Annotated in this window: 28 protein-coding genes; 16 read left to right on the forward strand and 12 right to left on the reverse strand. The window is 62.5% G+C overall.

Going from position 1 to position 26,559, the window contains the following annotated elements; translation table 11 throughout:
- The first annotated feature begins 223 nt into the window (after positions 1-223).
- Together AC3WS7_RS15890 and AC3WS7_RS15895 are read left to right on the forward strand one after the other, a co-directional pair.
- Positions 224-643, forward strand: a complete 420-nt coding sequence (locus tag AC3WS7_RS15890; RefSeq protein ID WP_492657046.1) for a hypothetical protein — start codon at positions 224-226, stop codon at positions 641-643.
- A 654-nt stretch (positions 644-1,297) separates the two neighbouring features.
- Positions 1,298-1,522: a hypothetical protein gene (locus AC3WS7_RS15895; RefSeq protein WP_492657047.1), complete on the forward strand. Its 225-nt coding sequence runs from the start codon at positions 1,298-1,300 to the stop codon at positions 1,520-1,522.
- Positions 1,523-1,559: 37 nt separating this feature from the next.
- Here the strand turns inward: AC3WS7_RS15895 and AC3WS7_RS15900 are convergent, their stop codons facing one another.
- From AC3WS7_RS15900 to AC3WS7_RS15915, 4 genes are all read right to left on the reverse strand, one after another.
- Entirely contained in the window at positions 1,560-2,501 is a 942-nt protein-coding gene (locus AC3WS7_RS15900; RefSeq protein ID WP_492657048.1) for a CysB family HTH-type transcriptional regulator, read from the reverse strand.
- 6 nt (positions 2,502-2,507) lie between these two features.
- The gene (locus AC3WS7_RS15905) at positions 2,508-3,803 is read right to left on the reverse strand and encodes an O-acetylhomoserine aminocarboxypropyltransferase/cysteine synthase family protein (protein WP_492657049.1); all 1,296 of its coding nucleotides are present in this window, start codon (positions 3,801-3,803) and stop codon (positions 2,508-2,510) included.
- Between the two features lie 166 nt (positions 3,804-3,969).
- Positions 3,970-5,157, reverse strand: a complete 1,188-nt coding sequence (locus AC3WS7_RS15910) for an MFS transporter (RefSeq protein WP_492657050.1) — start codon at positions 5,155-5,157, stop codon at positions 3,970-3,972.
- Positions 5,157-6,083, reverse strand: coding sequence for a TauD/TfdA dioxygenase family protein (locus tag AC3WS7_RS15915; RefSeq protein ID WP_492657051.1), 927 nt, complete (start codon positions 6,081-6,083; stop codon positions 5,157-5,159). Before AC3WS7_RS15915 ends, AC3WS7_RS15910 begins: the two co-directional genes overlap by 1 nt.
- A 208-nt stretch (positions 6,084-6,291) precedes the next feature.
- Between AC3WS7_RS15915 and AC3WS7_RS15920 the strand changes: the two genes are divergently transcribed.
- From AC3WS7_RS15920 to AC3WS7_RS15940, 5 genes are read left to right on the forward strand one after another with little or no spacing between them, the layout of a single operon-like run.
- Positions 6,292-7,305 (forward strand): ABC transporter substrate-binding protein, encoded by a 1,014-nt coding sequence (locus tag AC3WS7_RS15920; RefSeq protein WP_296469228.1) that lies wholly within the window; start codon positions 6,292-6,294, stop codon positions 7,303-7,305.
- Positions 7,302-8,156, forward strand: coding sequence for an ABC transporter ATP-binding protein (locus AC3WS7_RS15925; protein ID WP_296469230.1), 855 nt, complete (start codon positions 7,302-7,304; stop codon positions 8,154-8,156). The genes AC3WS7_RS15920 and AC3WS7_RS15925 overlap by 4 nt, the downstream gene beginning before the upstream one ends.
- Positions 8,149-8,988: an ABC transporter permease gene (locus AC3WS7_RS15930; RefSeq protein ID WP_492657052.1), complete on the forward strand. Its 840-nt coding sequence runs from the start codon at positions 8,149-8,151 to the stop codon at positions 8,986-8,988. The genes AC3WS7_RS15925 and AC3WS7_RS15930 overlap by 8 nt, the downstream gene beginning before the upstream one ends.
- Positions 8,989-9,026: 38 nt before the next feature.
- Entirely contained in the window at positions 9,027-10,379 is a 1,353-nt protein-coding gene (locus AC3WS7_RS15935) for an LLM class flavin-dependent oxidoreductase (protein ID WP_492657053.1), read from the forward strand.
- 57 nt (positions 10,380-10,436) lie between these two features.
- Complete coding sequence (locus AC3WS7_RS15940; RefSeq protein WP_296469237.1) at positions 10,437-11,222, forward strand: flagellar brake protein; 786 nt, start codon at positions 10,437-10,439, stop codon at positions 11,220-11,222.
- A gap of 43 nt (positions 11,223-11,265) precedes the next feature.
- Here the strand turns inward: AC3WS7_RS15940 and AC3WS7_RS15945 are convergent, their stop codons facing one another.
- Together AC3WS7_RS15945 and AC3WS7_RS15950 are read right to left on the reverse strand one after the other, a co-directional pair.
- Entirely contained in the window at positions 11,266-11,565 is a 300-nt protein-coding gene (locus tag AC3WS7_RS15945) for a hypothetical protein (protein ID WP_492657054.1), read from the reverse strand.
- 38 nt (positions 11,566-11,603) lie between these two features.
- Positions 11,604-12,482: a LysR family transcriptional regulator gene (locus AC3WS7_RS15950; RefSeq protein ID WP_492657055.1), complete on the reverse strand. Its 879-nt coding sequence runs from the start codon at positions 12,480-12,482 to the stop codon at positions 11,604-11,606.
- Positions 12,483-12,566: 84 nt separating this feature from the next.
- Between AC3WS7_RS15950 and AC3WS7_RS15955 the strand changes: the two genes are divergently transcribed.
- Positions 12,567-13,802 (forward strand): YbfB/YjiJ family MFS transporter, encoded by a 1,236-nt coding sequence (locus AC3WS7_RS15955; RefSeq protein WP_492657056.1) that lies wholly within the window; start codon positions 12,567-12,569, stop codon positions 13,800-13,802.
- 50 nt (positions 13,803-13,852) lie between these two features.
- On the opposite strand, the gene AC3WS7_RS15960 is transcribed toward AC3WS7_RS15955, so the two are convergent.
- The 3 genes from AC3WS7_RS15960 to AC3WS7_RS15970 form a co-directional block, all read right to left on the reverse strand.
- A complete protein-coding gene (locus tag AC3WS7_RS15960) occupies positions 13,853-14,068 on the reverse strand; it encodes a TOBE domain-containing protein (protein WP_105261872.1) in 216 nt (71 codons plus the stop codon).
- Positions 14,069-14,103: 35 nt separating this feature from the next.
- A complete protein-coding gene (ssuE, locus tag AC3WS7_RS15965) occupies positions 14,104-14,694 on the reverse strand; it encodes an NADPH-dependent FMN reductase (protein WP_296469241.1) in 591 nt (196 codons plus the stop codon).
- Positions 14,695-14,773: 79 nt separating this feature from the next.
- A complete protein-coding gene (locus tag AC3WS7_RS15970) occupies positions 14,774-15,787 on the reverse strand; it encodes a sulfate ABC transporter substrate-binding protein (protein ID WP_296469243.1) in 1,014 nt (337 codons plus the stop codon).
- Between the two features lie 389 nt (positions 15,788-16,176).
- Here AC3WS7_RS15970 and AC3WS7_RS15975 point away from each other — a divergent pair, with 389 nt between their 5' ends.
- The 7 genes from AC3WS7_RS15975 (at position 16,177) to AC3WS7_RS16005 (ending at position 23,531) form a co-directional block, all read left to right on the forward strand.
- A complete protein-coding gene (locus AC3WS7_RS15975) occupies positions 16,177-17,481 on the forward strand; it encodes an ABC transporter substrate-binding protein (RefSeq protein WP_296469245.1) in 1,305 nt (434 codons plus the stop codon).
- 82 nt (positions 17,482-17,563) lie between these two features.
- Positions 17,564-18,424, forward strand: coding sequence for a carbohydrate ABC transporter permease (locus AC3WS7_RS15980; RefSeq protein WP_492657057.1), 861 nt, complete (start codon positions 17,564-17,566; stop codon positions 18,422-18,424).
- Positions 18,425-18,434: 10 nt separating this feature from the next.
- On the forward strand, positions 18,435-19,265 hold the full coding sequence (locus AC3WS7_RS15985; protein WP_296469248.1) for a carbohydrate ABC transporter permease: 831 nt from the start codon (positions 18,435-18,437) through the stop codon (positions 19,263-19,265).
- 28 nt (positions 19,266-19,293) lie between these two features.
- Positions 19,294-20,331 carry an ABC transporter ATP-binding protein gene (locus AC3WS7_RS15990; protein WP_296469249.1) on the forward strand — a complete coding sequence of 346 codons (1,038 nt, stop codon included), beginning with the start codon at positions 19,294-19,296 and terminating at the stop codon, positions 20,329-20,331.
- Positions 20,328-21,068 (forward strand): SDR family oxidoreductase, encoded by a 741-nt coding sequence (locus AC3WS7_RS15995; protein WP_492657058.1) that lies wholly within the window; start codon positions 20,328-20,330, stop codon positions 21,066-21,068. The genes AC3WS7_RS15990 and AC3WS7_RS15995 overlap by 4 nt, the downstream gene beginning before the upstream one ends.
- 36 nt (positions 21,069-21,104) lie before the next feature.
- Entirely contained in the window at positions 21,105-22,505 is a 1,401-nt protein-coding gene (dalD, locus tag AC3WS7_RS16000) for a D-arabinitol 4-dehydrogenase (RefSeq protein WP_492657059.1), read from the forward strand.
- Positions 22,506-22,562: 57 nt separating this feature from the next.
- The gene (locus tag AC3WS7_RS16005; protein WP_296469255.1) at positions 22,563-23,531 is read left to right on the forward strand and encodes an AraC family transcriptional regulator; all 969 of its coding nucleotides are present in this window, start codon (positions 22,563-22,565) and stop codon (positions 23,529-23,531) included.
- On the opposite strand, the gene AC3WS7_RS16010 is transcribed toward AC3WS7_RS16005, so the two are convergent.
- Positions 23,519-24,319 (reverse strand): AraC family ligand binding domain-containing protein, encoded by an 801-nt coding sequence (locus AC3WS7_RS16010; RefSeq protein WP_492657060.1) that lies wholly within the window; start codon positions 24,317-24,319, stop codon positions 23,519-23,521. The two genes, AC3WS7_RS16005 and AC3WS7_RS16010, sit on opposite strands and share 13 nt — an antisense overlap.
- A gap of 92 nt (positions 24,320-24,411) precedes the next feature.
- On the opposite strand from AC3WS7_RS16010, the gene AC3WS7_RS16015 reads away from it, so the two are divergent.
- Complete coding sequence (locus tag AC3WS7_RS16015) at positions 24,412-25,359, forward strand: DMT family transporter (RefSeq protein WP_492657061.1); 948 nt, start codon at positions 24,412-24,414, stop codon at positions 25,357-25,359.
- A 52-nt stretch (positions 25,360-25,411) separates the two neighbouring features.
- Here the strand turns inward: AC3WS7_RS16015 and AC3WS7_RS16020 are convergent, their stop codons facing one another.
- Both AC3WS7_RS16020 and AC3WS7_RS16025 read right to left on the reverse strand, forming a co-directional pair.
- Positions 25,412-26,158 (reverse strand): TerC family protein, encoded by a 747-nt coding sequence (locus tag AC3WS7_RS16020; protein WP_296469261.1) that lies wholly within the window; start codon positions 26,156-26,158, stop codon positions 25,412-25,414.
- A 23-nt stretch (positions 26,159-26,181) separates the two neighbouring features.
- Complete coding sequence (locus AC3WS7_RS16025; protein ID WP_492657062.1) at positions 26,182-26,451, reverse strand: TFIIB-type zinc ribbon-containing protein; 270 nt, start codon at positions 26,449-26,451, stop codon at positions 26,182-26,184.
- Positions 26,452-26,559 lie beyond the last annotated feature (108 nt).

Genomic DNA, 26,559 nt, shown 5'->3' on the forward strand with positions numbered 1-26,559 from the left:
AACGCTCGGCTTCCAAACACCCGCTGAGATGTTCAGCGAATGTGTTGCATCGACCGGTTGAATCCGCCGGCGGAAGCGGACGTTCAAAGAATCACCCAAATGGGGGATTGGCAAGCTCCCAAAGCGACATGAAAATTGCTGAGATGTAGGGAATGCCAGCCTCCAAATTAGAGCTGCGGCCAGAATATTCCGCTGGTTTTTCTGCTTCGATCACTCTTAGCTCATGACCTTTCGATCACTTATCTTTGTTGTCATTCTCGGGTCGCAAGGGCTTGCCCTTGCCGCCTCGCTCCCGGAATGTTTTCTCGGTCGTTGGCGCTCAAATGAGGAGCTAACCCTTGCCGATATGCGTCAGCATCCCGAAGTATCCCCGCTGGCTAAGGAGCTCTTCGAGCGCCAATTCTTTGGCAGGCTTGTTATCGTGTTTAGCAAGTCATTTTGGGGTGGCTATCTTGATCCCGACCAAGGGAGAGATGATGTCGTCTTCGTGCCAATCGATGTTGTATCGGCTACGGAATCGACCGCTGTACTACGTAGCACAACTCTTGGCGTGGTCCAAGAGAATGAATTCCACTGCGATAGTGGGCGGCTTTGGGTGCTTGTCTCCCGCTGGAAGTTCCGTGAATACTTCTTACGCGAGTAACACTTACTTTTCCTCAATGTGGAGCCGGCTTAGGCGGTCCGCTTTCAGTCTGATTCAGACTTATGAAGCTATCAGGTCGAAATTGACAACTTCACGTCAAGGCAAATCCGCCAGTGTTGATTGCCAGAGCAAATCGATGTGAGTGAACGGCTAGGTAATGTTCCGGGCCTGAATGTCCAATGGGCGAAACTTTGAATACACCCATAGACCAATTGCAGAGGCAGAGCCTAAGAAAGCAGTAAAAAAGAATGCGAGAAGGACGCCCAAAAGTGGGCCTGCAAGAAGGCCAGCAACTCCGTATAAGGGTTGCCCATTCCATGTGACTGTTTTGAATCCCAGCATTGCAAAAATGCCGAGCAAGAGTCCAAGAGGAGTCATTGAAACTGTCAAGCCGATCAACCAAAGCTTGTAAATGGTGCCGGTGCTAAGCCTCTGAATGGAAATGGTTGTAAACACTGACTGCTTTCCTTGTTTGACTAAAACATCGCAGTATTGTGAAGGCCCGATCCTGAAGTGAACATCCCCCAATCGGGTGAATATTGATAGAAACCGAAATGCATTACTAATGCCTTTGCCGATCGTCAATTCATGGGGTCACATATCACGCGGGAACCCAAGCGCTAGGACGTTTAAAGTTCAACGCGACCAGTTTTTGTGAAAGTTTTTCTGTCGAGGTTTCTTGCAAGGTTCGCAGAGCCCGACTTGCACGCGCGCCTGCTGTCCCGGACGGTCATGGGCAACGTTGTCGTAGACCTCGAATTGATTACCCAGAATTTCCCTGAAGGTGTCGGGACTCTGGAAATGCTTTGCATCTATGAAGTGGCAAACGGCCATATCCAAAAGGTGTCATTCGCGTCGGGTGAGAAGCGGCTGAACTGAGCGAAGACATCCAGTGGTGCCAAGCAGTCAAACTCTCTCACACTTCCAGCGGCACCTCGTTGGCCAACGCTTTCGCCACCACCCCCCGCGACAAGGTCGGCACAAAGGTTTCAATAAACCCATAGGCATACCCCCGCAGCCAAGCCCCACGGCGCAGCCCCAACCGGGTCACGTTCACTTGGAACAGGTGGCCTGCATCGAGGATGCGCAGGTGGGCGTCGCGTTCTTCGTCCACCGCCACCGATGCGACGATGCCCACGCCCATACCGAGTTCCACATAGGTCTTGATGACGTCGGCGTCCATCGCCGTCAGCACCACCTCGGGCCGCAGGCCGACGGTGGCGAAGGCGTTGTCGATGTGGGCGCGGCCGGTGTAGCCCAGCTCGTAGGTGATGATGGGGTAGCGCGCCAGCTGCGCCAGCGTCACCGGCCCGTCCTGCGCCAGCAGCGGGTGCCCCGGTGGCACCACGATGCTGTGCGTCCAGCGGTAGCAGGGCAGGGTGACGAGTTGTGGGTAGTCGGCCAGTGCCTCGGTGGCTACGCCAATGTCGGCCTCGCCCGAGAGCAGCATGGCCGCCACCTGCTTGGGCGAGCCCTGGTGCAGGTGTAGCGTGACCTTGGGAAACTGGTCCCGAAAATCCTTCACCACATGCGGCAGCGCGTAGCGCGCTTGCGAGTGGGTGGCCGCCACCGACAGTTGCCCCTCCAGCTGCGCGCTGTAATCCTGCCCCGCACGTTTGAGGTTCTCGGCGTCCAGCAGCAGGCGCTCCACGATAGGCAGCAGGTCTTTGCCCGGTGGCGTGAGTCCGGTGAGGCGCTTGCCTGCGCGGCCAAAGATCTCTACGCCCAGCTCTTCTTCCAGCTCGCGGATCTGCCGGCTTACGCCGGGTTGCGAGGTGTGCAGCATGTTGGCGACTTCGGTCAGGTTGTAGCCGCAGCGCACGGCTTCGCGCACCGATCTGAGTTGCTGGAAGTTCATGCCGTCTTACACCGCTGCCAGCGCTTGGTCCAGGTCGGCCAGCAGGTCGTCAATGTGTTCAATGCCGACCGACAGGCGCACCGCATCCACCGGCACACCGGCCTTGGCCAGTTCTTCGGGCGACAGTTGGCGGTGCGTGGTGGAGGCAGGGTGCGTGGCCAGCGATTTGGCATCGCCAATGTTCACCAGGCGGGTGAAGAGCTGCAGGGCGTCCAGAAAGCGCGCACCGGCTTCACGGCCCTGGCCTTCAGGGGCCTTCACGCCAAAGGTCAACAGGCCCGATGCCTTGCCGCCCAGGTACTTTTGCGCCAGTGCGTGGTCCGGGTGGCCGGGCAGGGCGGCAAAGTTCACCCACGCCACCTTGGCGTGGGCCTGCAGGTGCTGCGCCACCTTGAGCGCGTTATCGGTGATGCGCTCCATGCGCAGCGCCAGCGTCTCAATGCCTTGCAGAATCAGGAACGCGTTGAACGGCGAGATGGCCGCACCGGTGTTGCGCAGTGGCACCACGCGGGCGCGGCCAATGTAGGCGGCTGCGCCCAGGGCTTCGGTGTAGACCACGCCGTGGTAGCTGGGGTCGGGCTCGTTCAGGCGTTTGAACTTGGCTTTGTGCTCGGCCCATGGGAACTTGCCGCTGTCCACAATGGCGCCACCAATGGTGGTGCCGTGGCCGCCCAAGTATTTGGTGAGCGAATGCACCACGATGTCCGCACCGTGTTCGATGGGGCGCAGCAGGTAGGGGCTGGCCACGGTGTTGTCCACGATGAGCGGAACACCGTGCGCATGCGCAATGTCGGCAATGCGGCGGATGTCGGTCACATTACCCTGCGGATTGCCCAGCGATTCGACAAAGATGGCCTTGGTGCGCGCGTCAATCAGCGGCGCAAAGCTGTCGGGGTTGTTGTGGTCGGCAAACCGGGTGGTGATGCCGAACTGCGGCAGCGTGTGGGCCAACAGGTTGTAGGTGCCGCCATACAGCGCGGTGCTGCTGATGATGTTGTCACCGGCTTCGGCAATGGTCTGGATGGCATACGTTACTGCCGCTTGGCCAGACGCCAGGGCCAGCGCTGCAATGCCACCCTCCAGGGCCGCCACGCGCTTTTCCAGCACGTCTTGCGTGGGGTTCATGATGCGCGTGTAGATGTTGCCCGGCACCTTCAGGTCAAACAAATCAGCGCCATGCTGGGCACTGTCAAACGCGTAAGCCGCCGTTTGGTAAATGGGCACGGCCACCGCCTTGGTGGTGGGGTCGGGGCTGTAGCCAGCGTGGACAGATTGGGTTTCGAATTTCCAGTTCTCGGACATGGTGCCTCTCCTAGGGTGTTGGCTTTGCTATAAAAACAGAAGCTGCTTGCGCATATTCCACGGGGGCTAGGGCCTATTTTTGTATAAAAATGCACTAGCCCCTCATGGGGAAAGCCCGACTCTAAAGTGATGAGGCCAAAACTCAAAAGAACAAGAAATTGGTTCCTTACGCCGAAATCATCTGAGCCCGCACGGGCTGCCGGTAGGCAACCCAGGCCACGCCCGCAAACACCGGCACCAACAGCAAGAACACGGTCTGCAGCCCCACCACCGCGCCCAAGGTGCCGCCCAGCAGCCCACCCACCAGGCCGCCGCTGGGCCCGGCCAGCGCACTCAGGCCCGACACCCGGCCGCGCCCCAAGCGCGCACCCACCTGGGCAAACTGCGTGAGGGTGTGGATCTGCAGCAGCCCCAGGCCCACACCCAGCAGCGCGCCGCCCACCCACAGCCAGGCCATGTGCTGCGCCAGCGCCAACAGCAGCAGGGCCAGCACCGCCAGTGCGCCCCCGCCCAGCACCGTGGCCCGCGGCCCGAATCGGCTGACTGCGGGGCCCAGCAGCAACAGTGCGGCAATAAAGCTGGCCCCTTGCACGGCCACCAGGCTGCCCGCACCCAGCGCTGGCAGCCCCAGCTGTTGCACCGCGATGACGACGATGTAGAAGGCGTAATACATATGCGCGGCCTGCACCGCACACTCCTGCGCGGCCAGCGCCCGCACCTCGGGCAGCTGCCACAGGGCGCGCACCGACTGCAGCATGGGCACCCGCGCTGCGTTGCCAGTGCTTGCTTGCGGATGGTGGTTCAGCACCGGGGCCGCCAAGAGGGCGGTGGCAAAAAACATGGCGCCAATGAGCCAGTAGCTGCCCGCGTGCCCCAGCGCCGGAATGGCCGCCGCGGCCAACACCGGCCCCAGCAAAAACATGCCCGACATATGCGCCCCACGCTGCCAGCCCGCACGCCCTTGGCCCAGGCGCTCCAGCGCCAGCATGAACACGGTGTTGAGCGAGACAAAGCGCAGCGGCATCAAGAAGCTGATGAGCGCTGTGAGCACCAACAGGTAGAGCGCGTGTGGCACGGCCGGAATCAGCACATACAACACACCCATGGCCCAACTGCCCGCCACAAACAGGCGCGCCGGGCCAAACCGCTCCACCCAAAAGCCCACCGGCAGGCTGGTGAACACAATGCCCACCGACTGGGCACCGGCCATGGCGGCCAGCAGCCAGCCCTGGGCACCCAGCTCCAGCGCATACAGCGTGGTGGTGAACTTGGCCAGGCCCACGCTGATGCCCATGAACAGGGACAGCAGCGCAAAGCGCAGCAGGAAAGCGTTGCGCTGCAGAAACCCGCGCATCAGGCGGTCTGCGCAGGCTGTGTGCTGCTGCCCACCGTAAAGCTGCGCCGGCCATCCACCGACACCGGCACCTCGCCGCGCACGGTCACGCGGCGCACCACGCGGTGCTGGTGGCCATAGTCGTTGATGGCGTAGTGTTGGGTGGCGCGGTTGTCCCAGATCGCCACGTCGCCCGTGGTCCATTGCCAGCGCACGGTGTTCTCCAGTCGCGTGATGTGGTGCTGGAAGACTTCGAACAGGCGGTCCGAGTCGTGCGTGTTGTAGCCCACCAGGCGCTTGATGAAGTGGCCCGCAATGAGCGTGCGCTCGCCCGTCTCGGGGTGCACGCGCACCAGCGGGTGTTGCGCTTCGATCAGGCGCGCGCGGAACACCTCGCGGTAGTGCTTGGCACCGGCGTCATCGGGGTCCACGCGGGTGGCGGCGTAGTCGTAGTCATTGCTGTGCACCGCCCACAATTTGTCGGCCAGGGCCTTCAGTTCCTCGGGCAGCTCGTCGTAGGCGGTGGCGGTGTTGGCCCAGACCGTGTCGCCGCCGGATTCGGGAATGGTGACCCCGCGCAGCACCGAGACCTTGGGGTAGTCCGCATCAAAGGTCACGTCGGTGTGCCAGGAGTTGGCGCGCCCGCCGTGGTTCGAGTCCAGCTCCAGGATCTGCGTGCCGTTGCGTGAGGGCACGGTGGGGTGGGCCACCACATCGCCCCACAGGCTGGCAAAGGCCTGCTGCGCGGCATCGTCCAGGTGCTGCTGGCCGTGGAAAAAGATGACCTTGTGTTTGAGCAGCGCCTGGTGAATGGCGGCAAAGGTGGCGGGGGCCAGCTGGCCCGACAGGCGCACGCCGTGGATGACGGCGCCAATGCGGCCAGCCAGGGGCCGCACTTCGATGGTGGTAGCAGTTTCGGTATGGGGATGGTTAAGCACAGCAGACATAAAAACTCCTTGGTGAGACAGCGTTGAAAGACACAAAAAGCGAGAAGGCGCTGCCATCGTAGGAAGCCTGTGTGCCCTTGCGAAGCGCCCAATTCGCATGTCGATATGCGCTGCGCAAGTCCGCATATGCAAGCGTGTTTTTCTTCGTTGTTGTTTGGGGGCGCCGTCTTTACGCTGCATTCCCATCACCAACCGACAAGGACTTTGCATGCGACCATTTTTCAAACTTTTGACCGCTACCGCCGTGGCACTCAGCCTCACGGCCAATGCACGGGCCCAGGAGAACCTGGAGGTCTCGGAGATCCGCTACCAGGGCAGCGTGGGCACCGTGGTGTGGATCGAGCTGGCCGACCACCTGGGTTACCTGGCCCCCCTCAAGCCCAAGTGGGTGGGCAACACCATCAGCGGCCCGCAGGATGTGCAGGCCGTAGTGACCAACGACATTGACATTGGTGGCGCCTTCAACGGCGCGCTGGTCAAGCTGATTGCCAAGCGCGCGCCCGTGAAAGCAGTGATTGGCTATTACGGTGTGGACGACAACACCTGGAGTGGCTACTACGTCAAGGCCGACAGCCCCATCAAAACCGCGCGTGACCTGCTGGGAAAAAAGGTGGCCATGAACACGCTGGGCGCGCACCACGACTTCATCGTGCGCGAGTACCTGGAGCGCAACAAGGTGACGGACGAAGAGGCCAAGCAGGTCACCTTTGTCATCACCCCACCGGTCACCGGGGAGCAGGCCCTGCGCCAGAACCAGGTGGAGGTCACCACGCTGGGTGGCATCCTGCGCGACAAGGCGCTGGAGCGTGGCGGCATCCGCCCGCTGTTCACCGACCGCGACCTGTTTGGCAACTTCACCGCCGGCTCGTACGTGTTGCGTACCAAGTTCATCGAACAAAACCCCAAGGCCTCCAAACATCTGGTGAGTGCGATTGCCCGTGCCATTGAATGGGCGCGTGTCACACCACCTGCGCAGGTGCGCAGCACGTTTGAGGGAATCATCAAGGCACGCGGCCGTGCCGAGAGTGCCGACGCCATCCAGTACTGGAAGAGCACCGGCGTGCCCTCGGTGGGCGGCGTGGTGCTGGACAAGGACCTGCAGGTCTGGATCGACTGGTTGGTGAAAGAGCAGATCGTCAAGCCCGGCCAAATCAAGCCGGCCGACCTGTACACCAACGCCTTCAACCCCTACGCCAACGGCGCCAAGGTGGCTGCCAAATGAGCGCCGCCAAGATCCGGTTTGAGCAGGTGCACAAGGAGTTCACGGTGCGCGCCGAAGAGGGCGGGGCGGCCCAGCGGTTTGTGGCACTGGACAACGTGAGCCTGGACGTGCGCGCGGGCGAGTTCCTGGTACTGGTGGGGCCCAGCGGTTGCGGCAAGTCCACGCTGCTGGACCTGCTGGCCGGGCTGACCCTGCCCACCAGCGGCCGTGTGCTGATCGATGGCAAACCCATCACCGGCCCGGCGCGAGACCGTGGCGTGGTGTTCCAGCAGTACGCGCTGTTTCCGTGGCTCACGGCTTTGGACAACGTGGCCTTTGGCCTGGAGATCGCGGGCCTGGGCCGCAGCGAGCGCCGTGCCAAGGCGGCGGCTTATCTGGACCTGGTGGGCCTGAGTGCCTTTGCCCGCCACTACCCGCACGAAATGTCGGGCGGCATGAAGCAGCGCGTGGCCATTGCGCGCAGCCTGGCCTACGAGCCCGAGGTGCTGCTGATGGACGAACCCTTTGCCGCGCTGGATGCGCAAACCCGCGAGACCTTGCAAGAGGAGCTGGTGGACATCTGGCACCGCACCGGCAAGACGATTGTGTTCATCACCCACGGCATTGACGAAGCCGTGGTGCTGGGCCAGCGCGTGGCGGTGATGACCTCGCGCCCGGGGCGTATCAAAGAGATTGTGGACATCCCCGACACGCTGCGCGCCGACACACCGGACGTGCGCTCGCTGCCCCTGTTTGGTGAGCTGCGCCACCAAATCTGGTCGCTATTGCACGACGAGGTGGCCGCTGCGCGCCAGCAGCGCCGTGCCCGTATTGCAACCCTACCCGCCCGCAAGGAGAGTTTCCATGTCTGATGTTTTGTTGACCGCGGGCAGCGCCCCGCTGCTACCGGCCCCACCCGCCCCCTGGTTGCGCGTGCTGCGCCAGGTGCTGAACCTGGGGTGGCGCTCTGCCTTGATCATTGCGCTGGCCGCGTGGTGGGAGCTGGCCCCGCGGCTGGAGTTGACCGATCCGGCCTTCTTTCCTCCGCTGAGCGAGGTGCTGGCCGCAGGCTGGGCGCTGGCCTTGAACGGCCAGCTCTGGCAGCACACCTCCGCCAGTGTGGGGCGTGCTGCAGGTGGGTTTGCCATTGCCGTGGTGTATGCCGTGCCGCTGGGCCTGGCGATTGGCTGGTACCGCAGCCTGGGCCATTTCCTGAATCCGCTGATCGAGCTGCTGCGCAACACGGCGGCCCTGGCCTTGTTGCCGGTGTTCATCTTGTTGCTGGGTATTGGTGAGGTGTCCAAGGTGGCCATGGTGGTCTATGCCTGCTCCTGGCCGCTGCTGCTCAACACCATTGCCGCCGTCAAGCAGGTGGACCCGCTGCTCATCAAGTCGGCCCGCACCATGGGGGCGAGCGCGCGGCAGCTGTTCCTCAAGGTCATCTTGCCGGCCTCGGTGCCCACCATTTTTGTGGGTATCCGCCTGGCCAGCGCCACCTCCATTTTGGTGTTGGTGGCAGCCGAGATGGTGGGCGCCAAGTCGGGCCTGGGCTACCTGATCATCTACGCGCAGTACAGCTTTCTAATTGCCGACATGTACTTCGGAATCATCGCCATCACGCTGATTGGTGTGGTCTTCAACGCGCTGCTGCAAGTGGCCGAGCGCCGTCTTACCGCCTGGAAGCCTGGCGCGGGCAACCCCTGACCTTCATTGCTTCTTTTCATTCGTTACAAGGAACCCTCATGTCTCAACGCAAACTGCGCCTGGGCGCTTTCATCATGGCCACCGGCCACCACATCGCTGCTTGGCGCCACCCCGGATCACAAATTGACTCCGGCACCAATATCGACCACTACATCGAGGTCGCCAAAACCGCCGAGCGCGGCCTGTTCGACCAGGTGTTTGTGGCCGACAGCCCCGGCCTGTGGTTCGAGGGTGATGACGAAGCCTTCAGCCGCCAGGGCCGGGTGTCGCACTTCGAGCCGGTCACGCTGTGGGCCGCGCTGGCCACGGCCACCAAGCACATTGGTTTTGTCGCCACCGCCTCCACCACTTACGAAGACCCGTATTTGCTGGCGCGCAAGTTTGCCTCGCTGGACCACATCAGCAAGGGCCGCGCGGCCTGGAACGTGGTGACCACCAGCGCGGAGAACGTGTACGGCAACTTCGGTCTGGATAAACACCCCGACCCCGAAACCCGCTACGAACGCTCGCACGAGTTTGTGGACGTGGTGAAAGGCCTGTGGGACAGCTTTGAAGACGACGCCTTCAGCCGCGACCCGGTCAGTGGTGTGTACTTCGACCCCGCCAAGCTGCACACGCTCAACCACGTGGGCAAACACCTCAAGGTCAAAGGCCCGCTCAACATCGAGCGCTCGCCCCAGGGTTACCCGGTCATCGTGCAGGCCGGTTCGTCCGAGCCCGGCAAGGAGCTGGCCGCCGCCACGGCCGAGGCCATTTTCACCGCCTGGACCAGCCTGGCCGAGGCGCAGGCGTTTTATGCCGATGTGAAAGGCCGCCTGGCCAAATACGGCCGTCGCCCCGAGCAGCTGCTGGTGTTGCCCGGCATCTCGCCCGTGGTGGGCCGCACGCAGGAAGAGGCCGATGCCAAGTGGGCTGCGCTGCAAAAGCTCATCCACCCCTCGGTGGGCCTGAGCACCATTGCGCCGTTCTGGCCGGGTGAAGACCTATCGAAATGGGACCTGGACGCACCGCCGCCCTACATTCCCCAAGCCCCCATTGGCCGCAACAGCCGCGCCCACGTGGTGCTGGAACTGGCACGCCGCGACAAGCTCACCGTGCGCCAGCTCTACGAATACCTGGCCGGCGCACGCGGCCACTGGGTGGTGGTGGGCACGCCCGAGAAGATTGCCGACGAGATCCAGTGCTGGTTCGAGAACGGTGCGGCCGATGGCTTCAACGTCATGCCGCCCGTGCTGCCCGAGTCGCTGGACGACTTTGTGGAGTTGGTGATCCCCGAGCTGCAGCGCCGCGGCCTGTTCCGCACCGAGTACGAAGGCAGCACGCTGCGCGAGAACCTGGGGCTGGAGCGGCCGGTGAACCAGTTCACGGTGCGCAAGCAGAAGGCGGCGTAAGCACCGGGCTATTCCTCGCGTACAGTGGTTGGGTAGACCCACTTCACACCACACACGATGAATAGCTTGCAAGTTGAGCCGCGCGATTGGGGGGCAGACGCACCGTCTGAGAGCCGCGATGGGGGCCAGGTTACGGCAGAGGCCGCGGGCAGCACGCCACAGGAGACCTTCCCTTTCGAGGCCATGAACCTGAAGGTGGGCGACCGCCTGCAAGTACAGCCCCCCGCCACCGTCTCCGCGGAGCGCAGCCCGGTCAAGCTGATTGGGTACCTGCAAGACCAAAGCATGCTGATCACTGCGCCCACCACGGGCGGCAGTGTGCCCATGCAAGTGATGCCCGGCGACCAGCTGATCATGCGGGTCTTCTCGGGCCAGAACGCGTTTGGGTTTGCCTGCGATGTGCAGCGGGTGTGCAGGGTGCCCTACAGCTACCTGCACATCTCCTTCCCCAAGAAAATCCAGGGGACCGTGATCCGCAAGGCTTCCCGCGTCAAAACCAAAATTATTGTGAAGGTCTGTGCCGAACAGGGCGACACGACCGAACATACGGCTGTGATTTCCAATTTGAGCGCCAATGGCGCTTTGCTGGACGGGCGGCGCACCATGGCAGACACGGGAGACACCCTGCGTCTCAGTTTCAAGCTCAAGCTCCACAACATCGAGGCCGAACTGTCGGTGGCCGCTGTGGTGCGCACAGTCTTTGACGATGAGACGCTCAAACAAAGTGGCACCTCGCTGGCGCACTTCGGCTTGCAATTCGTAGCGCTGGACCCTAACGACCAGATGCTGCTGCAGAGCATGGTCTACCAACACATGATCGAGCGCCCCCAGTCGGTGGTGTAGCCGGGCCGGCCGGTGCCGACGCAGGCACCGCCACACTGCGCACTCAGCTGCGTTGCAGCAACCACCAGACGGTCAGCGCGATGAGCGTCACCAGTGCGAAGCTGGCCAGCATCCAGCGCTGAATAGTTCGCTCTTTGGCGCAGCCGCCGCAGATACGCACCACGCCAGCTCCGGGGTTTCTGAAGCGAAGGGGTACGGACTTGGCGTTTGCTCCCAGGTGGGCACCGCATTGGTGGCACAGGCCCAGGCTGCGCCACCGGGCGCTCCTGCGGTCGCGCCATACCGACAGCACCATGAGCCCTAGCGCGGTGAGGGCGATGATGAGAAAACCGATCTTGGACATGCAGCGAGGCTGGGCGGGCGCGGTAGTGGAAAACCGGCCTAGCTTAGCGAGTTGCGCAGCAGGACACTGAAGGCCTCGCGTGCCATGTGGTGCGAGCGTTCGCGGTGCCAGACTAGTAGTGTTTTTGCTTTACCAATCCCGCGAGGTGTTGGATGCGTACGCACGGTGCCTGCGGCAAGATGCATTTCCAGTACGGCCCGCGGTAACAGACTGATGCCCATGCCTGCCGCAACACAACCAATAATCGCCTCGAAAGAGCCGTATTCGTTGATCTGTGCAATTTGAACGCCCTCACCGCGCAACCAATCCAGCAGCCGTTGACGGTACGAGCAACCCTCGCGAAATGTGAACACGGCCAACGGGCCACGCCCTACCAGTTGAGCAGCACTCTTTAGCGTTGGCCAATCCGCCGCGCTAAACAGTGCAGGCTCTTCTTCCAAGATCGTCTCCATGGCCAGTTGCGGATGTATTACTGGCGCAGTCACCAACGCTGCATCGAGCTGGTGCTGCAGCACACCCTGAATGAGTTGTGCCGTCGGCCCGGTGGTCAGGCGCAGTTCGATCTTCGGATGCTGCGCGCGCAATGCCACAAGCACAGGCGGCAGGCGCACGGCCGCTGTCGTCTCCATGGAACCAAGACGCAGTAGGCCCTGTGGACTGTCATGTGCACGCACTGCTTCATGGGCCTCTTCGGCCAACGTGAGCAATCGCTCGGCGTAGTCCACCAGCAATCGACCAGCTGGTGTGATGACCAGTCGGCGGTTGATGCGGTCAAAGAGCGGAGTGGCGAGTTCGTCTTCCAGTTGGCGAATGCGTGCCGTTACGTTGGACTGGACCGTGTTGAGCCGAATGGCCGCTTGGGTGACGCTGCCGTCTTCTGCAACCGCCCGGAAGATGCGCAAAGTTGCTAGATCCATGACTGCACCTTCATCTTTAAAAGTGATTGTTTTTATCGTATTAAATCATTTTTCATTTTGTTCAAAGCTTCTTAAGCTGCGTCCTTGATCAAGGAATCCAGTATGAAAGCATCTGCCTCCCTAGCAACCACACCTTCCGTGCGGGCAGTTCCAACACGTCGTTTGTCCCTGGCGATTTTTGCTTTCTCCGGGTTGCTCGCACTGATGCTGTCCATGGGCATTGGGCGCTTTGCTTACACGGCGCTTTTGCCGCAGATGCTGGAAGAGGGCTTGTTGACTCACGCGGGCGGCGCCCTGCTTGCGGGGGCCAACTATGCGGGCTACTTGGCTGGGGCGCTATGGACGGCGTTCAGTCGCAACGCAAAGCCGGTTCCGCGACTGATTGGAGGGCTTGTAGCCAGCGTACTCACCACGTTCTGCATGGGGTTTGACCTCGGCTTTGGCGTCTGGTGTGCGGTGCGTTTTGTAGCAGGTATGGCCAGTGCTGTGGTCTATGTCTATGCGACGGGCATCGTGCTGCGCCGTCTGATGGCGATAGGTGCGTCAAACTGGAGTGCCATCCATTACATGGGAATTGGTGGCGGCATCACGCTTTCAGCTATCGTGGCGCAAGCCATGTTGAATGGGCATGGCCATGCAGCAGAGGGTTGGTGGTGGCTTGGCACCATTGCGCTGCCAGCCGCCGTATGCGCAGCCGGAGGGTTGGTTCCCGCAGGCCGTAGCGCGCTGTCGGCCGATGAAACAACAGCTCTGCAAAAGCAGGCAGATGCATCTCCACCATTGGGCTGGTTGGCGGCTGCCTACGGATTGGCCGGTTTTGGCTATATCGTCAACATGACGTTCATGCCGCTTATGTTGCGTGGCAATTCCGGTACCAGCACCGCGGCTTTGACTGGCTGGTTGGTGGTCGGTATTGCCGCCTTGCCGGCCACGGCCCTTTGGATTCGGCTGGCACTTTGGAGCGGCATTTACCCAGCCTTGATAGCCTGTACCTTGCTTCAAGCACTGGGCGTTGCACTGCCCGTACTGTTGCCCGGAGTGCCTGCCGCGCTGGTTGGAGCGGCACTGCTGGGTGGGTCTTTCATGGGAATCGCCGGCCTCGCGCAATGGCTGGCGCGCCTACCCGACCCACAGGCCAGTTCTCGACGCATCGGCCTCTTGACGGTGTGCTATGGCTCGGGGCAGATTGCCGGACCGCTGATGGTCGCCGTACTCGATCGCGGGACAGATTTCACGCGCCCGGTGTTGTGGGCTGCTGCTGCCCTGCTGATGAGTGCGGTGCTGCTGGAAGTGTCGCGACGCGTTGAACGCTTGGGTTGAGCGTGACGATAAGCGACGTCCTTTCAAGGCAGCCCGTCGACATGAAGCTGTTACAGCTTGGCGATGGACACCTCGGTGGACTTGACCAGGGCCACGACGTCGGAGCCGATCTGCAGCTGCAGGTCGTCCACCGAGCGGGTGGTGATGACCGAGGTGACGATGCCCCAGGGGGTTTCGACATCGATCTCGGAGACGACATCGCCGCGGATGATCTCGCGGACTTTGCCTTTGAACTGGTTGCGGACGTTGATGGCTTGGATGGACATGGGGTTTCCAGAAAGATAAATGGGAGAGTGAACGATCAGGAGCTGTACCGCACCTGCGAAAACGCCACGGGGGCGAACCGCGCGGCAATGGCCAGGCCGGACTGCAGGGTTTCGGTCACCAGGGTGTGTACGGCATCGTCCAGCCGGCGCCCGATGTCCGGACCGACCTGGTAGCTGCCGCTCTCGGTCACCGTCACTTGTGCATCGGTGGCGTAGATGCCGGGCAGGATGTGTTTGGCCCCCAGCGCCTGCAGCACCGGGCGCAGCGAGTAGTCCAGCGCCAGCATGTGGTGCGGGCTGCCACCCGTGGCCAGGGGCAGTACCACCTTGTTTTTGAAACCGTCCTGCGGCAGCAGGTCCAGAAACACCTTGAGCACGCCGCTGTAGGCCGCCTTGTAAACCGGCGTGGCGACGATGACCACGTCGGCCCGTGCCACCTGGCCCGTGGCCTGGCTGATGGAGGGGTGGCCAAAGTCCGCCAGCAGCAGGGCCTGGGGCGAGAGGTCCCGCACCCGCAGCCGGTCCACCTGCACACCGCGTGCCTCCAGCCGTTGGCCGGCGGCCTCCAGCAGGGCGGCGGTGCGCGAGCGTTCCGAGGGGCTGCCTGCAATCAAAAGAACCGACATAGAAGACTCCTTGCAGCCTCTGCGCTATGAAAATAGGAGCTGTTCGCGCATATTCCACGGGCGCTAGAGGCCAATTTGATTACTTTTTGGTGTAGATCTGGTCAAAACTGCCGCCATCGGCAAAGTGTTCCTTGTCCGCCTTGTCCCAGCCGCCAAAGGCCTGGTCGATGGTGAACAGGTTGATCTTGGGAAACTGCTTGGCGTACTTGGCCTGCGCCTTGGCCGAGACGGCGGGGCGGTAGAAGTTCTTGCCGGCAATGTCCTGGCCTTCTTCGGTGTACAGGTACTCCAGGTAGGCGGTGGCGACGGCACGGGTGCCCTTCTTGTCCACGTTTTTGTCGACCACGGCCACAGCGGGCTCGGCCAGAATGGAAAGGCTGGGGGCGACCACGTCAAACTTGGCGCCAAATTCCTTTTCCAGCAGGTAGGCCTCGTTTTCCCAGGCAATCAGCACATCGCCCTGGTTGCGCTGGGCAAAGGTGATGGTGGAGCCACGGGCGCCGGTGTCCAGGATGGGCACGTTGGCAAACAGCTTGGCCACAAATTCCTTGGCCTTGGCGTCCGAGCCGTACTTGCGCTTGGCAAATTCCCAGGCCGCCAGGTAGTTCCAGCGGGCGCCGCCCGAGGTCTTGGGGTTGGGCGTGATCACTTTCACGTCGGGGCGAATCAGGTCGTCCCAGTCCTTGATGCCCTTGGGGTTGCCTTCGCGCACGGCCAGCACGATGGTGGAGGTGTAGGGCGATGCGTTGTGGGGCAGGCGTTTTTGCCAGTCCTTGGCGATCCAGCCGCCGTTCTTGGCCACGGCATCGGTGTCACCGGCCAGGGCCAGCGTGGCCACATCGGCTTCCAGGCCGTCGATGATGGAACGCGCCTGTTTGCCCGAGCCGCCGTGGCTTTGTTTGATGCTCACGTCCTGGCCGGTCTTGGCCTTCCAGTGTTTGGCAAACGCGGCATTGAATTCCACGTACAGCTCGCGGGTCGGGTCGTAGGACACGTTGAGCAATTCCACAGACTTTTGGGCAAAGCTGCTGGCGGCGCTGGCCAGCAGGCCGGTGGCAAGGGCCAGGTTCAAGACAAGACGGCGGTGGGCCATGACAACACTCCAAAAAAGCAACGCAACAGTGCGATGGGATGGATTCTGGAAGTGGGTCGTTAAAACAGGAACTACTGTTTTCTCAGTTCTTAATTACCAAAACATCTTTAATTCGCTGGTGCCGGGCCCTGGGGCGATGGGGTGGGCGCGCGGGTTTGCAGGCCACAGCGCAGGCTAAAACCCTAAAGCCTAGCTTCGCCAAAATTTCCCGAAACCAATACGTTCTGGCGTGTATATGGGAAAACCCTAGCTAGTTGGCGCATGGAAATACATGCAATCGTGCCAAAAGTATCAACCCCGCAGGGGGGCGACTTCTACTATTCAGCCCTGTCGATGCGAAGCTGGCATTGGCTGAACACCCCGGACATTCAACAACAGGAGACAGATTCATGAAACTCAAAGCATCTCTCGCTTTGGCCTTTGGTTTGGTGGCTGGCGCCGCCTTTGCGCAGACAGAACTCGTGGTGGCCACCGTGAACAACGGCCACATGATCGAAATGCAGAAGCTCAGCAAGAACTTCGAACAAGCCAACCCCGACATCAAGCTCAAGTGGGTGACGCTGGAAGAGGGCGTGCTGCGCCAGCGCGTGACCACCGACATCGCCACCAAGGGTGGCCAGTTCGACGTGATGACCATCGGCATGTACGAAACCCCGATCTGGGGCAAAAAAGGCTGGTTGCAGGAACTGAAGACGGACGCCAAGTACGACGCCGACGACATCCTGCCCGCCATGCGCAATGGCCTGTCGGTGGACGGCAAGATGTATGCGGTGCCCTTCTACGGCGAATCCTCCATGCTGATGTACCGCAAGGACTTGGCTGACAAGGCCGGCATCAAGGTGGCAGACAAGCCCACCTGGACCGACATCAAGGCCCTGGCCGCCAAGATCCACGATCCCAAGAACGGCGTCTACGGCATCTGCCTGCGCGGCAAGCCGGGCTGGGGCGACAACATGGCCTTCCTGACCACGCTGGTGAACACCAACGGCGGCCAGTGGTTCGACATGCAATGGAAACCCCAGCTGGAAAGCAAGCCCTGGAAAGACTCCATCAACTTCTACGTGGACCTGCTGAAGAACTACGGCCCTCCCGGCTCTTCCGCCAACAGTTTCAACGAAATCCTGGCGCTGTACAACGAAGGCAAGTGCGGCATGTGGATCGACGCGACCATCGCTGCGTCCTTCATCACCGACCCCAAGCAGTCCAAGGTGGCTGACAAGGTGGCATTTGCGCAAGCTCCTACCGCGGTAACCCCCAAGGGTGCCAACTGGTTGTGGGCATGGGCACTGGCCATTCCATCGGGCTCCAAGAAGGTGGACGCAGCCAGCAAGTTCGTGACCTGGGCAACGTCCAAGGAATACATCGAGCTGGTGGCCAAGACCAATGGCTGGGCCCACGTGCCCACCGGTACCCGCAAGAGCACCTACGCCAACGCCGAGTTCCAGAAGGCCGCCAAGTTTGCCGCTGCTGAAAAAGCCGCGATCGACTCTGCCAACCCCAACGACAGCACCTTGCCCAAGAGCCCGTATGTGGGCGTGCAGTTCGCTGCCATCCCCGAGTTCCAGGCAATTGGCGCCACCGTGGGTCAGCAAATGAGCGCTGCCCTGGCTGGCAAGACCTCGGTGGACGACGCCCTGAAGGCTTCCCAAGTCGCGGCAGACCGCGAAATGAAGAAGGCTGGCTACTACAAGTAAGCAACTCTCTCCGGTAGCTCGACTTTAGGCGCGCGGGGCAACCTGCGCGCCCTTTTCCGCAAATTTGCCCGCGAGGCTCCCCATGAACCGCTTCATACCCCGTGCCCTCATGGCACCGGCCGTCATCTCCCTGTTCCTGTGGATGATCGTGCCCCTGGTGATGACCATTTATTTCTCGGTCATCCGCTACAACCTGATGCAGCCGGACCAGTCGGGGTTTATCGGGCTGGAGAACTACGTGTACTTCATGACCGATCCGTCCTTTGGCACGGCCGTCATGAACACCCTGCTGTTGCTGGGCAGCGTGATCTTCATCACCGTGGTGTTTGGCACGCTGATTGCGCTGCTGATCGACGAGCCCTTTCCCGGCCGTGGTCTGGTGCGCATCCTGCTGATCTCGCCCTTCTTCGTCATGCCCACGGTCAATGCGCTGCTGTGGAAGCACATGATGATGAATCCCATCTACGGCGTGCTGGCGCAGGTGTGGATCTTCTTTGGTGGCACGCCGGTGGACTGGCTCACCGACTTTCCCCTGTTCAGCGTCATCCTCATCGTGTCCTGGCAGTGGCTGCCGTTTGCCACGCTGATCTTCATTACTTCGCTGCAAAGCATGAACCGCGAGCAGCTCGAAGCCTCGCGCATGGACGGTGCCAACTACCTGCAGCAGCTGCGCTACCTCTACCTGCCGCACCTGGCCCGCTCGGTGGCCATCGTCGTGATGATCGAAATGATCTTCTTGCTCAGCGTGTTTGCCGAGATTTACACCACCACCGGTGGCGGACCGGGCGACGCGAGCACCAACGTCGCCTTCCTGATCTTCAAGCAGGCACTGCTCAACTTTGACGCCGGTGTGGCCTCGGCCGGTGCCCTGTTTGCGGTGGTGTTGGCCAATATTGCCGCGGTCTTTTTGATCCGCATGGTTGGCAAGAACCTGGACAAGTGAGCACATCCCCATGACACAACGCAAAACTTTCTCCTGGCTGTTCTGGTTGCGCACGCTCACCGCGTGGGGCGTCACCTTTCTGCTGTTTTTCCCGCTGGGCTGGCTGGTGCTCACGGCGTTCAAAACCGAACTGCAAGCCATCTCGGTGCCGCCGCTGCTGCTCTTCACGCCCACGCTGGAGAACTTCGAGATCGTGCAGGAACGCAGCGACTACATGCTCTATGCCACCAACTCGCTGATCACCAGTGTGGCCTCCACGCTCCTGGGGCTGGCCTTGGCCTTCCCGGCGGCGTATGCCATGGCCTTCTTCAAGGGCAAGTACACCAAAGACATCCTGATGTGGATGCTCTCCACCAAGATGATGCCCGCCGTGGGCGCGCTGGTGCCCGTGTACGTGATGGCGCAAACCAGCGGCCTGCTGGACACCCGCACCGGCCTGGTGATTGTGTTCACCCTGTCCAACCTGCCCATCATGGTGTGGATGCTGTACTCCTACCTCAAGGAGATCCCGGCCGAAATTCTGGAAGCCTCGCGCATGGATGGTGCCGGACTCTGGCAAGAGTTCCGCTACGTGCTGCTGCCGCTCACCATGGGCGGCTTGGCGTCCACCGGCCTGCTGACCTTGGTGCTGAGCTGGAACGAGGCCTTCTGGTCGCTCAACCTCAGCGCCGCCAAGGCCGGCACGCTGGCCACCCTGATCGCCTCCTACTCCAGCCCCGAGGGCCTGTTCTGGGCCAAGTTGTCGGCCGCCTCTTTCATGGCCATTGCCCCCATCGTGGTGTTCGGCTGGTTCAGCCAAAAACAACTCGTTCAGGGCCTCACCTTCGGCGCCGTCAAGTAACACAACCATTTAAGCGGAGACCTTCTTCATGTCTTACCTCCAACTCAGCGGCGTTGAAAAACTGTTCGGCGAACACCGCGTCATCAAGGGCATTGACCTGGCCATCAAGCAGGGCGAATTTGTGGTGTTTGTGGGGCCCTCGGGCTGCGGCAAGTCCACACTCTTGCGCCTGATTGCCGGCCTGGAAGCCATCGACAACGGCAGCCTGCAGCTCGACGGCCGCGACATCACCCACCTGCCTTCGAGCAAGCGCGACCTGGCCATGGTGTTCCAGAGCTACGCGCTCTACCCGCACATGAGCGTGTTCGAGAATATGAGCTTTGCGCTCAAGCTCGCCAATGTGGACCCCGCCATCATCAAGGACAAGGTGGACCGCGCCGCCAAGATCCTGAACCTCACCAGCTACCTGGAACGCACGCCCAAAGAGTTGTCCGGCGGCCAGCGCCAGCGCGTCGCCATTGGCCGCGCCATCGTGCGCGCGCCCAAGGTGTTTTTGTTTGACGAGCCACTCTCCAACCTGGACGCCGCGCTGCGCGGCCAGACCCGCATCGAGATTGCCAAGCTGCACCGCGACCTGGGCGCCACCACCATTTATGTGACACACGACCAGGTGGAGGCCATGACCCTGGCCGACCGCGTGGTGGTGCTGCGCGACGGCAACATCGAACAAGTGGGCACACCGCTGGAGCTGTACGACCGTCCGGCCAACCAGTTTGTGGCGCAGTTCATTGGCACGCCGCAGATGAACGTGGTGGAGGCCGCCAAGCTGCCCCAAATTACCACTGTGGCGGGCGTCGCCGTGCCGGCCCTGGGCTCCATTGGCCTGCGGCCCGAAAGCATTGCCCTGGTGGCACCCGGCCAAGGCCAGGTGCAGGCCAAGGTGGAGCTGATCGAAGCGCTGGGCGCCGAGACCCTGATTTATGTCAGCACCGACAGTGGGGCACCGCTGGTGGCGCGCCTGAACACCCGCACCGACCTGCACGTGGGTTCTGCCGTGGGGGTGCACATTGACGGTGATTCCGCCCACCTGTTTGACGCCAACGGTCGTGTCGTGGTGGCACCATGAGCCCCACGCCGACACTTCCCCTGCAAGGCCAGGTGGGCGCCGTGACCGGCGCCGCCTCCGGCATTGGCCTGGCCAGCGCGCGCGCCATGGTGGAGGCGGGTGCCCGTGTGGTGCTGGTCGACCGCGACGAGGCCGCGTTGGCCAAGGCCTGTGCCGACCTGGGCCCGCAGGCGCTGCCACTGGTGCTGGACCTGCTCGATGCCAAACAATGCGCCACGCTGCTGCAGCGGGTGCTCGATCTGACTGGCCAGCTTGATGTGTTCCATGCCAACGCCGGCCTCTATGTGGGGGGCGATCTGGTGGACGCCGACCCCGACGCCATCGACCGCATGCTCAACCTGAACGTGAATGTGGTGATGAAAAACGTGCACAACGTGCTGCCCCACATGATCGCGCGCGGCGTGGGCGACATCATCGTCACCAGCTCGCTGGCCGCGCACTTTCCCACGCCCTGGGAGCCGGTCTACGCCTCGTCCAAGTGGGCCATCAATTGCTTTGTGCAGACCGTGCGCCGCCAGGTGTTCAAACACGGCATCCGCGTGGGCTCCATCTCGCCGGGCCCCGTCATCACCTCGCTGCTGGCCGACTGGCCTGCTGAAAAGCTGGAGGAGGCCAAAGCCAAGGGCAGCCTGCTGGAGGCCTCTGAAGTGGCCGATGTGGTGCTGTTCATGCTCACCCGCCCGCGGGGCATGACCATCCGCGACGTGGTGATGATGCCCACCCAGTTCGACCTTTGAGCGATCCCTGACCTTTCTCTTTTCTCACGACTGACCATGACTACGATTCTTCACCTCGGACTGGGCTCGTTCCACCGCGCGCACCAGGCCTTGTATGTGCACCAGCTGCGCCAGACGGGAGACACCCGCTGGTCCATCACCGGGGGCAATCTGCGCCCCGACATGCTCGACACCGTGGCCGCCTTGCAGGCACAGGGCGGCGCCTACACGCTGGAAACCATCACCCCCCAGGGTGAGCGCAGCTACACACGCATCGAGTCCATCCAGCGCGTCATTCCCTACCAGCCCGATCTGAAACCCCTGATCGCCGCAGGCGCCGAGCCCACGACGCGCATCATCTCGTTCACCGTGACCGAAGCCGGCTACTACCTGGACGCCAAACACCAACTCGACTGGGCCAGCTTTGCCGATCTGCGTGCCGACCTGGAGGCGGTGAAGGCGGGCCAGGCCGGGCGCACCATTTACGGCGGGCTGGTCAGCATCCTGCGTGCGCGCATGCAAGCCGGTGCCGGCCCGGTCACGCTGATGAACTGCGATAACCTGCGCCACAACGGAGACCGCGCGCGCGGGGGCCTGCTGCAGTTCATCGACGCCCTGGGCGATGCGGAACTCAAGGCCTGGGTCCAAGCCCACACCAGCAGCCCCAACGCCATGGTGGACCGCATCACCCCGCGCCCCACGCCCGACGTGGCCGAGCGCGTGAAAGCCGCCACGGGTTGGGACGACCGTGCCGCCCTGATGGGCGAGAGCTTCATCCAGTGGGTGATCGAAGACCACTTCATCGCCGGCCGGCCCGAATGGGAAAAGGTCGGTGTGGAGATGGTGGACTCGGTGGACGCGTACGAAGAGGCCAAGATTCGCCTGCTCAACGCCACCCACAGCTGCATTGCCTGGGCCGGCACCTTGGTGGGTTACCAGTACATCCACGAAGGCACCCACGACGCCGCCATCCGCCGCATGGCTTTTGATTACGTGACCGACGACACCATCCCCGTGCTGGACACGCCCGAGAAGCCCAGCCCGCTGGACCTGCGCAAATACCGCGACGTGGTGCTGGACCGCTTCGGCAACCCCGCCATTCAGGATACGAACCAGCGCGTGGCCATGGACGGTTACTCCAAGATTCCCGGCTTCATCGCCCCCACCATCCGCGAGCGCCTGGCACGCGGTGAGCCGATTGCCAGCGTGGCCATGCTGCCCGCGCTGTTTCTGGCTTACCTGCAGCGCTGGCACCGGGGCGAAATTGCCTATACCTACCAGGACCAGGCCATGGACCTCGCGGCCGCCCACGCCATCTGCGAGTCTGCCGACCCGGTGGCGGCGTTTGCAGCCGACCCGGTGCTGTGGGGCGCACTGGCCTCGCGCCCGCAGTTGGTCGATGCCCTGCGTGTGGCCCATGCACGGGTGCAGCTGTTTGTGCAAAACCACCTGGGCTGAATGCATGGGCCAATGCTGGTAATGTGATGTGTTGACGTTTTTCTGAGGAAAGTCGCCATGGCCGCACCCCATCCATCTACCGCACCACTGGGCAGCCCAGCCAGTCGCCGCCGTGCGCCCGAGCTGGAGGCGGACTACAACCGCAACCCCTCGCTGGGTTACGAGCCCACGGATGAAGTGGGCTTCATTCGCTGCCTGGGGCATGGCTACCCCACGCCGCTGGCGCGCTGGCACTGCCATGACGAGTACGAGCTGCACCTCATCACGGCCACCTCGGGCAAGGTGTTTGTGGGCGACTGGATTGGGCCGTTTGAGCCCGGCCAGTTGATCCTGTGTGGCCCGCGTTTGCCGCACAACTGGATTTCGCTCGATGTGCCCGAAGAGGGCGTGGACAAGCGTGATCTGGTGATCCAGTTCCGCCACGAACCGCTGGAGCAGGCTTGCCAGAGCATTCCCGAGCTGGCCGAGATGCTGCCTCTGCTGGAGCGGGCCCGCCACGGCATCGAGTTTTTTGGCCTGTCGGCCCAGGCCGAGGCGCACTGGCATGCGGTCAAGACCTCACGCGGTCTCAAGCGCCTGGCGGCGTTTTGTGAATTCATGACCGACCTGGCCCGCTGCACCGACTACCGTCTGCTCTCCAACGTGCAGATGCGCGGCGTGGAAAACGACGCCGAGCTGGACCAGATCAACACCATCGTCAACCGCATCACCGAGAACCCTTCGCACTCGCAGACCGCAGCCGAAGTGGCAGCCGAACTGGCCATGAGCGAAAGCCGCTTCTCGCGCTTCTTCCGCCGCGCCACGGGCAACACCTACACCGACTTTGTGAACCGCGTGCGAATCAACCGCGCCTGCCAGCTGCTGATGAGCTCGGACCGCTATGTGACCAACATTTGTTACGACGTCGGCTTCAACAACGTGGCCAACTTCAACCGCCGTTTTCTGGAGCTCAAGGGCATGACGCCCTCGGAGTTCCGCAAGCAGGCCGACAGCCGCTTTGGCGGCGCGCCCGCTCAGGTGGCCTGAGCGCGCGCCCCTTTGCGGTACTCATCGGGCGTGCTGCCCACCAGCCGCTTGAACATGGTGATGAAGGCCGAGGCGCTGCCATAACCCAGGTCCAGCGCAATCGTCTCCACTGTCTGCCCTGCCTCCAGGAGCGGCATGGCACGCACCACGCGCAGGCGCTGGCGCCATTCCGCCAGTGACATGCCCAGGTCGCGCTGGCAGCGTCGCGTGAGTGTGCGTTCGGTGGTGTGGGCGGCATGGGCCAGTTCGGGCAGCGAGCGGTTGTCGCCCGGGTTGGCCTCCAGCAGGCGCAGCACGGTGCCCAGCAGCGGGTCTTCCGACGTGGGCAGGTAGCTGCCTGCGCGGGGCGCGGCCACCAGTTGGTCCAGCAGCACCTGCAGCAGCCGTGTGTGCTGCAGCGTTGCATCCTGGCCGGGCGGCTGCTGGCGCAGGTGCTCCAGCAGGGCGCGCACCAGGGGGCTCACGGTCACGGCGCAAGGGGTTGCGGGCATCGCACGGCACAGCTGTGGGCCCACATACAGCGAGCAGTGGTGCGCCTCGTAGCGGTTCAGCCCCACGTGCTGGAGTTTGGGCGGCAGCCACACGCCGTACTGGGGCGGCGCCAGGTAGTGGTGGTCGGCCACCTTCACCTCCATCACCCCGCTGAAGGAATACACAAACTCGCCCCAGGCGTGCTGGTGCAGCGGGTAGATGCCCTCGGCCGGTGCCACCGCGCTGCGGAACATGATGGGCACGGGCAGGTTGGGGCTGGAGAGCGGCACTTCCAGCTTGGGTTTGAGGATGGGCATGGCGGGGGGGCGCGTGACGGTTGGCGGCTTCGGTGGATGGCTTGTCTAGTTTTCACTATATCAATGAAAGCCGTCACTTCAATAATCAGCGCATGGACACCCGAAAACCTCTCGATTCCCAAGCCATCGGCTGCATGTTGGTGCTGTGTGTGCTGTGGGCCCTGCAGCAAGTCGCACTCAAAGCCACGGCCGCCGACATTGCCCCCATCTTCCTGATTGCCTTGCGCTCCGGCGCAGCTGCGCTGCTGGTGGCGCTCTTGATGCTGGCGCGTGGGGAGAGCTGGGGCCTGCGCGATGGCCACTGGCGTGCCGGCCTGGTGGTGGGCGGCCTGTTTGGGCTGGAGTTTTTGCTGGTGGGCGAGGGCCTGCGCCATACCAGTGCCTCGCACATGGTGGTGTTTTTGTACACCGCACCCATTTTTGCCGCGCTGGGCTTGCACTGGCGTTTGCCCGCCGAACGCTTGGGGCCGGTGCAATGGCTGGGCATTGCGCTGGCGTTTGGTGGCATTTCCATCGCCTTCTTTGGCCGCAGCCAGCCCAGCGCAGCGGTGCCCGGCGATATGTTGTGGGGCGACTTCCTGGGTCTGCTGGCCGGCATGGCCTGGGGCGCCACCACGATGGTGGTGCGCTGCTCGCGCCTGTCCCGTGCACCGGCCACCCAAACGCTGTTGTACCAGCTGGTGTGCGCGTTTGTCTTGCTGCTGGTGGCTTCGTTGGCCACGGGCCAGGCCCACTTTGTGCCGGGGCCCCGGGTCTGGGGTGCCTTGGCGTTTCACACCCTGGTGGTGTCGTTTGCCAGCTTTCTGGTCTGGTTCTGGCTGCTGCGCCACTACCTCGCGTCGCGTTTGGGGGTGTTCTCGTTCATGACGCCGCTGTTCGGCATCGTGCTGGGCGCCTGGCTGCTGGACGAACCCATTGAGCTGAGTTTTGTGCTGGGTGCGGTGCCCGTGCTGCTTGGCATCGTGTTGGTCAGCGGGGGCGGCTGGCTGGGCCAGTGGCTGGCGCCACGGGCCAAAAAAACAGCTCCTGATTCGCTATGAAATCAGGAGCTGTTTGCGCAGTATCCACGGGCACCAGGTGCCTGTTTGATGCTTATTTCTTGAGTGCCTGGCGTTTGCTGCGGGCGCGGATGTTGAGGGCTTCCACCCCCAGCGAGAAGGCCATGGCGGCGTAGATGTAGCCCTTGGGGATTTCCTGGTCAAAGGCTTCGGCCGTCAGCGCCATGCCCACCATCACCAGGAAGGCCAGTGCCAGCACCTTGACCGAGGGGTGGCGGTCGACAAACTCGCCAATCGGCTTGGCGGCCACCAGCATTACGCCCACCGAGGCCACCACGGCGGCCACCATCACGCTGATCTGGTCCACCATGCCCACGGCGGTGATGACCGAGTCCAGCGAGAACACGATGTCGATGATGGCGATCTGGCCGATGATGGCCCAGAACAGCTTGGTGCCTGCGGCTTTGATGGCCACGCTGTCGGTGGCGGGCGGCGCATCTTGTTCACGCGCCTCCACTTCCACAAAAATCTCGTGCGAGGCCTTGTAGAGCAGGAACAGGCCACCCAGCAGCAGCACCATGTCGCGGCCGCTGAAGCCGTGGTTGGCCACGGTGAACAGGTCGTTGGTCAGGCCCATCACCCAGCTCAGCGAGAACAGCAGCAGGAGGCGCGAGACCATGGCAAAACCCAGGCCCAGGCGGCGCGCCTTGTCGCGCAGTTCGGGGGGCAGCCGGCCCACCAGGATGGAGATGAAGATGATGTTGTCAATGCCCAGCACAATCTCCAGCGCGGTCAGCATGCCGAAGGCGATCCACACATTGGGGTCGAGTAAAAAATCCATGGTCAGGTTCCCGGTTCGGTGGTTTAGTCAAAAATCTCGCTGAGCCACGACTTGGACTTGCGTTTGCCGTAAGCACTTTGGTGGCGGTAGTCGGAGTCGGCAAAGTCGGGGCGGCGTGGGGGCGGCTGCTGGATGGGTTGTACCACCGGCGGTGCGCTGGCGCTACGTTCAATCAGCTTGTCGAGCTCCCCGCGGTCCAGCCAGACGCCACGGCAGCTGGGGCAGTAGTCAATCTCTACCCCCTGGCGCTCGCTCATCACCAGGGTCACATCGGTGCATTGGGGGCACTTCATGGCGCGGTCCTTTTTCATTCGTTGGGCGGCGGATGGTAGGGCCGCAGGCCACTTTTCGTGAAATTTTCGCTGGCTCAACCCCTTGAACCACGGGGGCTTGTGGCGTGC

This window comes from Rhodoferax sp. EU05-FHT12H12 (genome assembly GCF_058791215.1).

What these genes read in the sequence shown, in the direction of transcription:
- AC3WS7_RS15890 (WP_492657046.1), top strand. Translation starts at nt 224, where the DNA reads ATGACCTTTCGATCACTTATCTTTGTTGTCATTCTCGGGTCGCAAGGG.
- AC3WS7_RS15900 (WP_492657048.1), bottom strand. Translation starts at nt 2,501, where the DNA reads ATGAACTTCCAGCAACTCAGATCGGTGCGCGAAGCCGTGCGCTGCGGC.
- AC3WS7_RS15905 (WP_492657049.1), bottom strand. Translation starts at nt 3,803, where the DNA reads ATGTCCGAGAACTGGAAATTCGAAACCCAATCTGTCCACGCTGGCTAC.
- AC3WS7_RS15910 (WP_492657050.1), bottom strand. Translation starts at nt 5,157, where the DNA reads ATGCGCGGGTTTCTGCAGCGCAACGCTTTCCTGCTGCGCTTTGCGCTG.
- AC3WS7_RS15915 (WP_492657051.1), bottom strand. Translation starts at nt 6,083, where the DNA reads ATGTCTGCTGTGCTTAACCATCCCCATACCGAAACTGCTACCACCATC.
- AC3WS7_RS15920 (WP_296469228.1), top strand. Translation starts at nt 6,292, where the DNA reads ATGCGACCATTTTTCAAACTTTTGACCGCTACCGCCGTGGCACTCAGC.
- AC3WS7_RS15925 (WP_296469230.1), top strand. Translation starts at nt 7,302, where the DNA reads ATGAGCGCCGCCAAGATCCGGTTTGAGCAGGTGCACAAGGAGTTCACG.
- AC3WS7_RS15930 (WP_492657052.1), top strand. Translation starts at nt 8,149, where the DNA reads ATGTCTGATGTTTTGTTGACCGCGGGCAGCGCCCCGCTGCTACCGGCC.
- AC3WS7_RS15935 (WP_492657053.1), top strand. Translation starts at nt 9,027, where the DNA reads ATGTCTCAACGCAAACTGCGCCTGGGCGCTTTCATCATGGCCACCGGC.
- AC3WS7_RS15940 (WP_296469237.1), top strand. Translation starts at nt 10,437, where the DNA reads ATGAATAGCTTGCAAGTTGAGCCGCGCGATTGGGGGGCAGACGCACCG.
- AC3WS7_RS15945 (WP_492657054.1), bottom strand. Translation starts at nt 11,565, where the DNA reads ATGTCCAAGATCGGTTTTCTCATCATCGCCCTCACCGCGCTAGGGCTC.
- AC3WS7_RS15950 (WP_492657055.1), bottom strand. Translation starts at nt 12,482, where the DNA reads ATGGATCTAGCAACTTTGCGCATCTTCCGGGCGGTTGCAGAAGACGGC.
- AC3WS7_RS15960 (WP_105261872.1), bottom strand. Translation starts at nt 14,068, where the DNA reads ATGTCCATCCAAGCCATCAACGTCCGCAACCAGTTCAAAGGCAAAGTC.
- ssuE (WP_296469241.1), bottom strand. Translation starts at nt 14,694, where the DNA reads ATGTCGGTTCTTTTGATTGCAGGCAGCCCCTCGGAACGCTCGCGCACC.
- AC3WS7_RS15970 (WP_296469243.1), bottom strand. Translation starts at nt 15,787, where the DNA reads ATGGCCCACCGCCGTCTTGTCTTGAACCTGGCCCTTGCCACCGGCCTG.
- AC3WS7_RS15975 (WP_296469245.1), top strand. Translation starts at nt 16,177, where the DNA reads ATGAAACTCAAAGCATCTCTCGCTTTGGCCTTTGGTTTGGTGGCTGGC.
- AC3WS7_RS15980 (WP_492657057.1), top strand. Translation starts at nt 17,564, where the DNA reads ATGAACCGCTTCATACCCCGTGCCCTCATGGCACCGGCCGTCATCTCC.
- AC3WS7_RS15985 (WP_296469248.1), top strand. Translation starts at nt 18,435, where the DNA reads ATGACACAACGCAAAACTTTCTCCTGGCTGTTCTGGTTGCGCACGCTC.
- AC3WS7_RS15990 (WP_296469249.1), top strand. Translation starts at nt 19,294, where the DNA reads ATGTCTTACCTCCAACTCAGCGGCGTTGAAAAACTGTTCGGCGAACAC.
- AC3WS7_RS15995 (WP_492657058.1), top strand. Translation starts at nt 20,328, where the DNA reads ATGAGCCCCACGCCGACACTTCCCCTGCAAGGCCAGGTGGGCGCCGTG.
- dalD (WP_492657059.1), top strand. Translation starts at nt 21,105, where the DNA reads ATGACTACGATTCTTCACCTCGGACTGGGCTCGTTCCACCGCGCGCAC.
- AC3WS7_RS16005 (WP_296469255.1), top strand. Translation starts at nt 22,563, where the DNA reads ATGGCCGCACCCCATCCATCTACCGCACCACTGGGCAGCCCAGCCAGT.
- AC3WS7_RS16010 (WP_492657060.1), bottom strand. Translation starts at nt 24,319, where the DNA reads ATGCCCATCCTCAAACCCAAGCTGGAAGTGCCGCTCTCCAGCCCCAAC.
- AC3WS7_RS16015 (WP_492657061.1), top strand. Translation starts at nt 24,412, where the DNA reads ATGGACACCCGAAAACCTCTCGATTCCCAAGCCATCGGCTGCATGTTG.
- AC3WS7_RS16020 (WP_296469261.1), bottom strand. Translation starts at nt 26,158, where the DNA reads ATGGATTTTTTACTCGACCCCAATGTGTGGATCGCCTTCGGCATGCTG.
- AC3WS7_RS16025 (WP_492657062.1), bottom strand. Translation starts at nt 26,451, where the DNA reads ATGAAGTGCCCCCAATGCACCGATGTGACCCTGGTGATGAGCGAGCGC.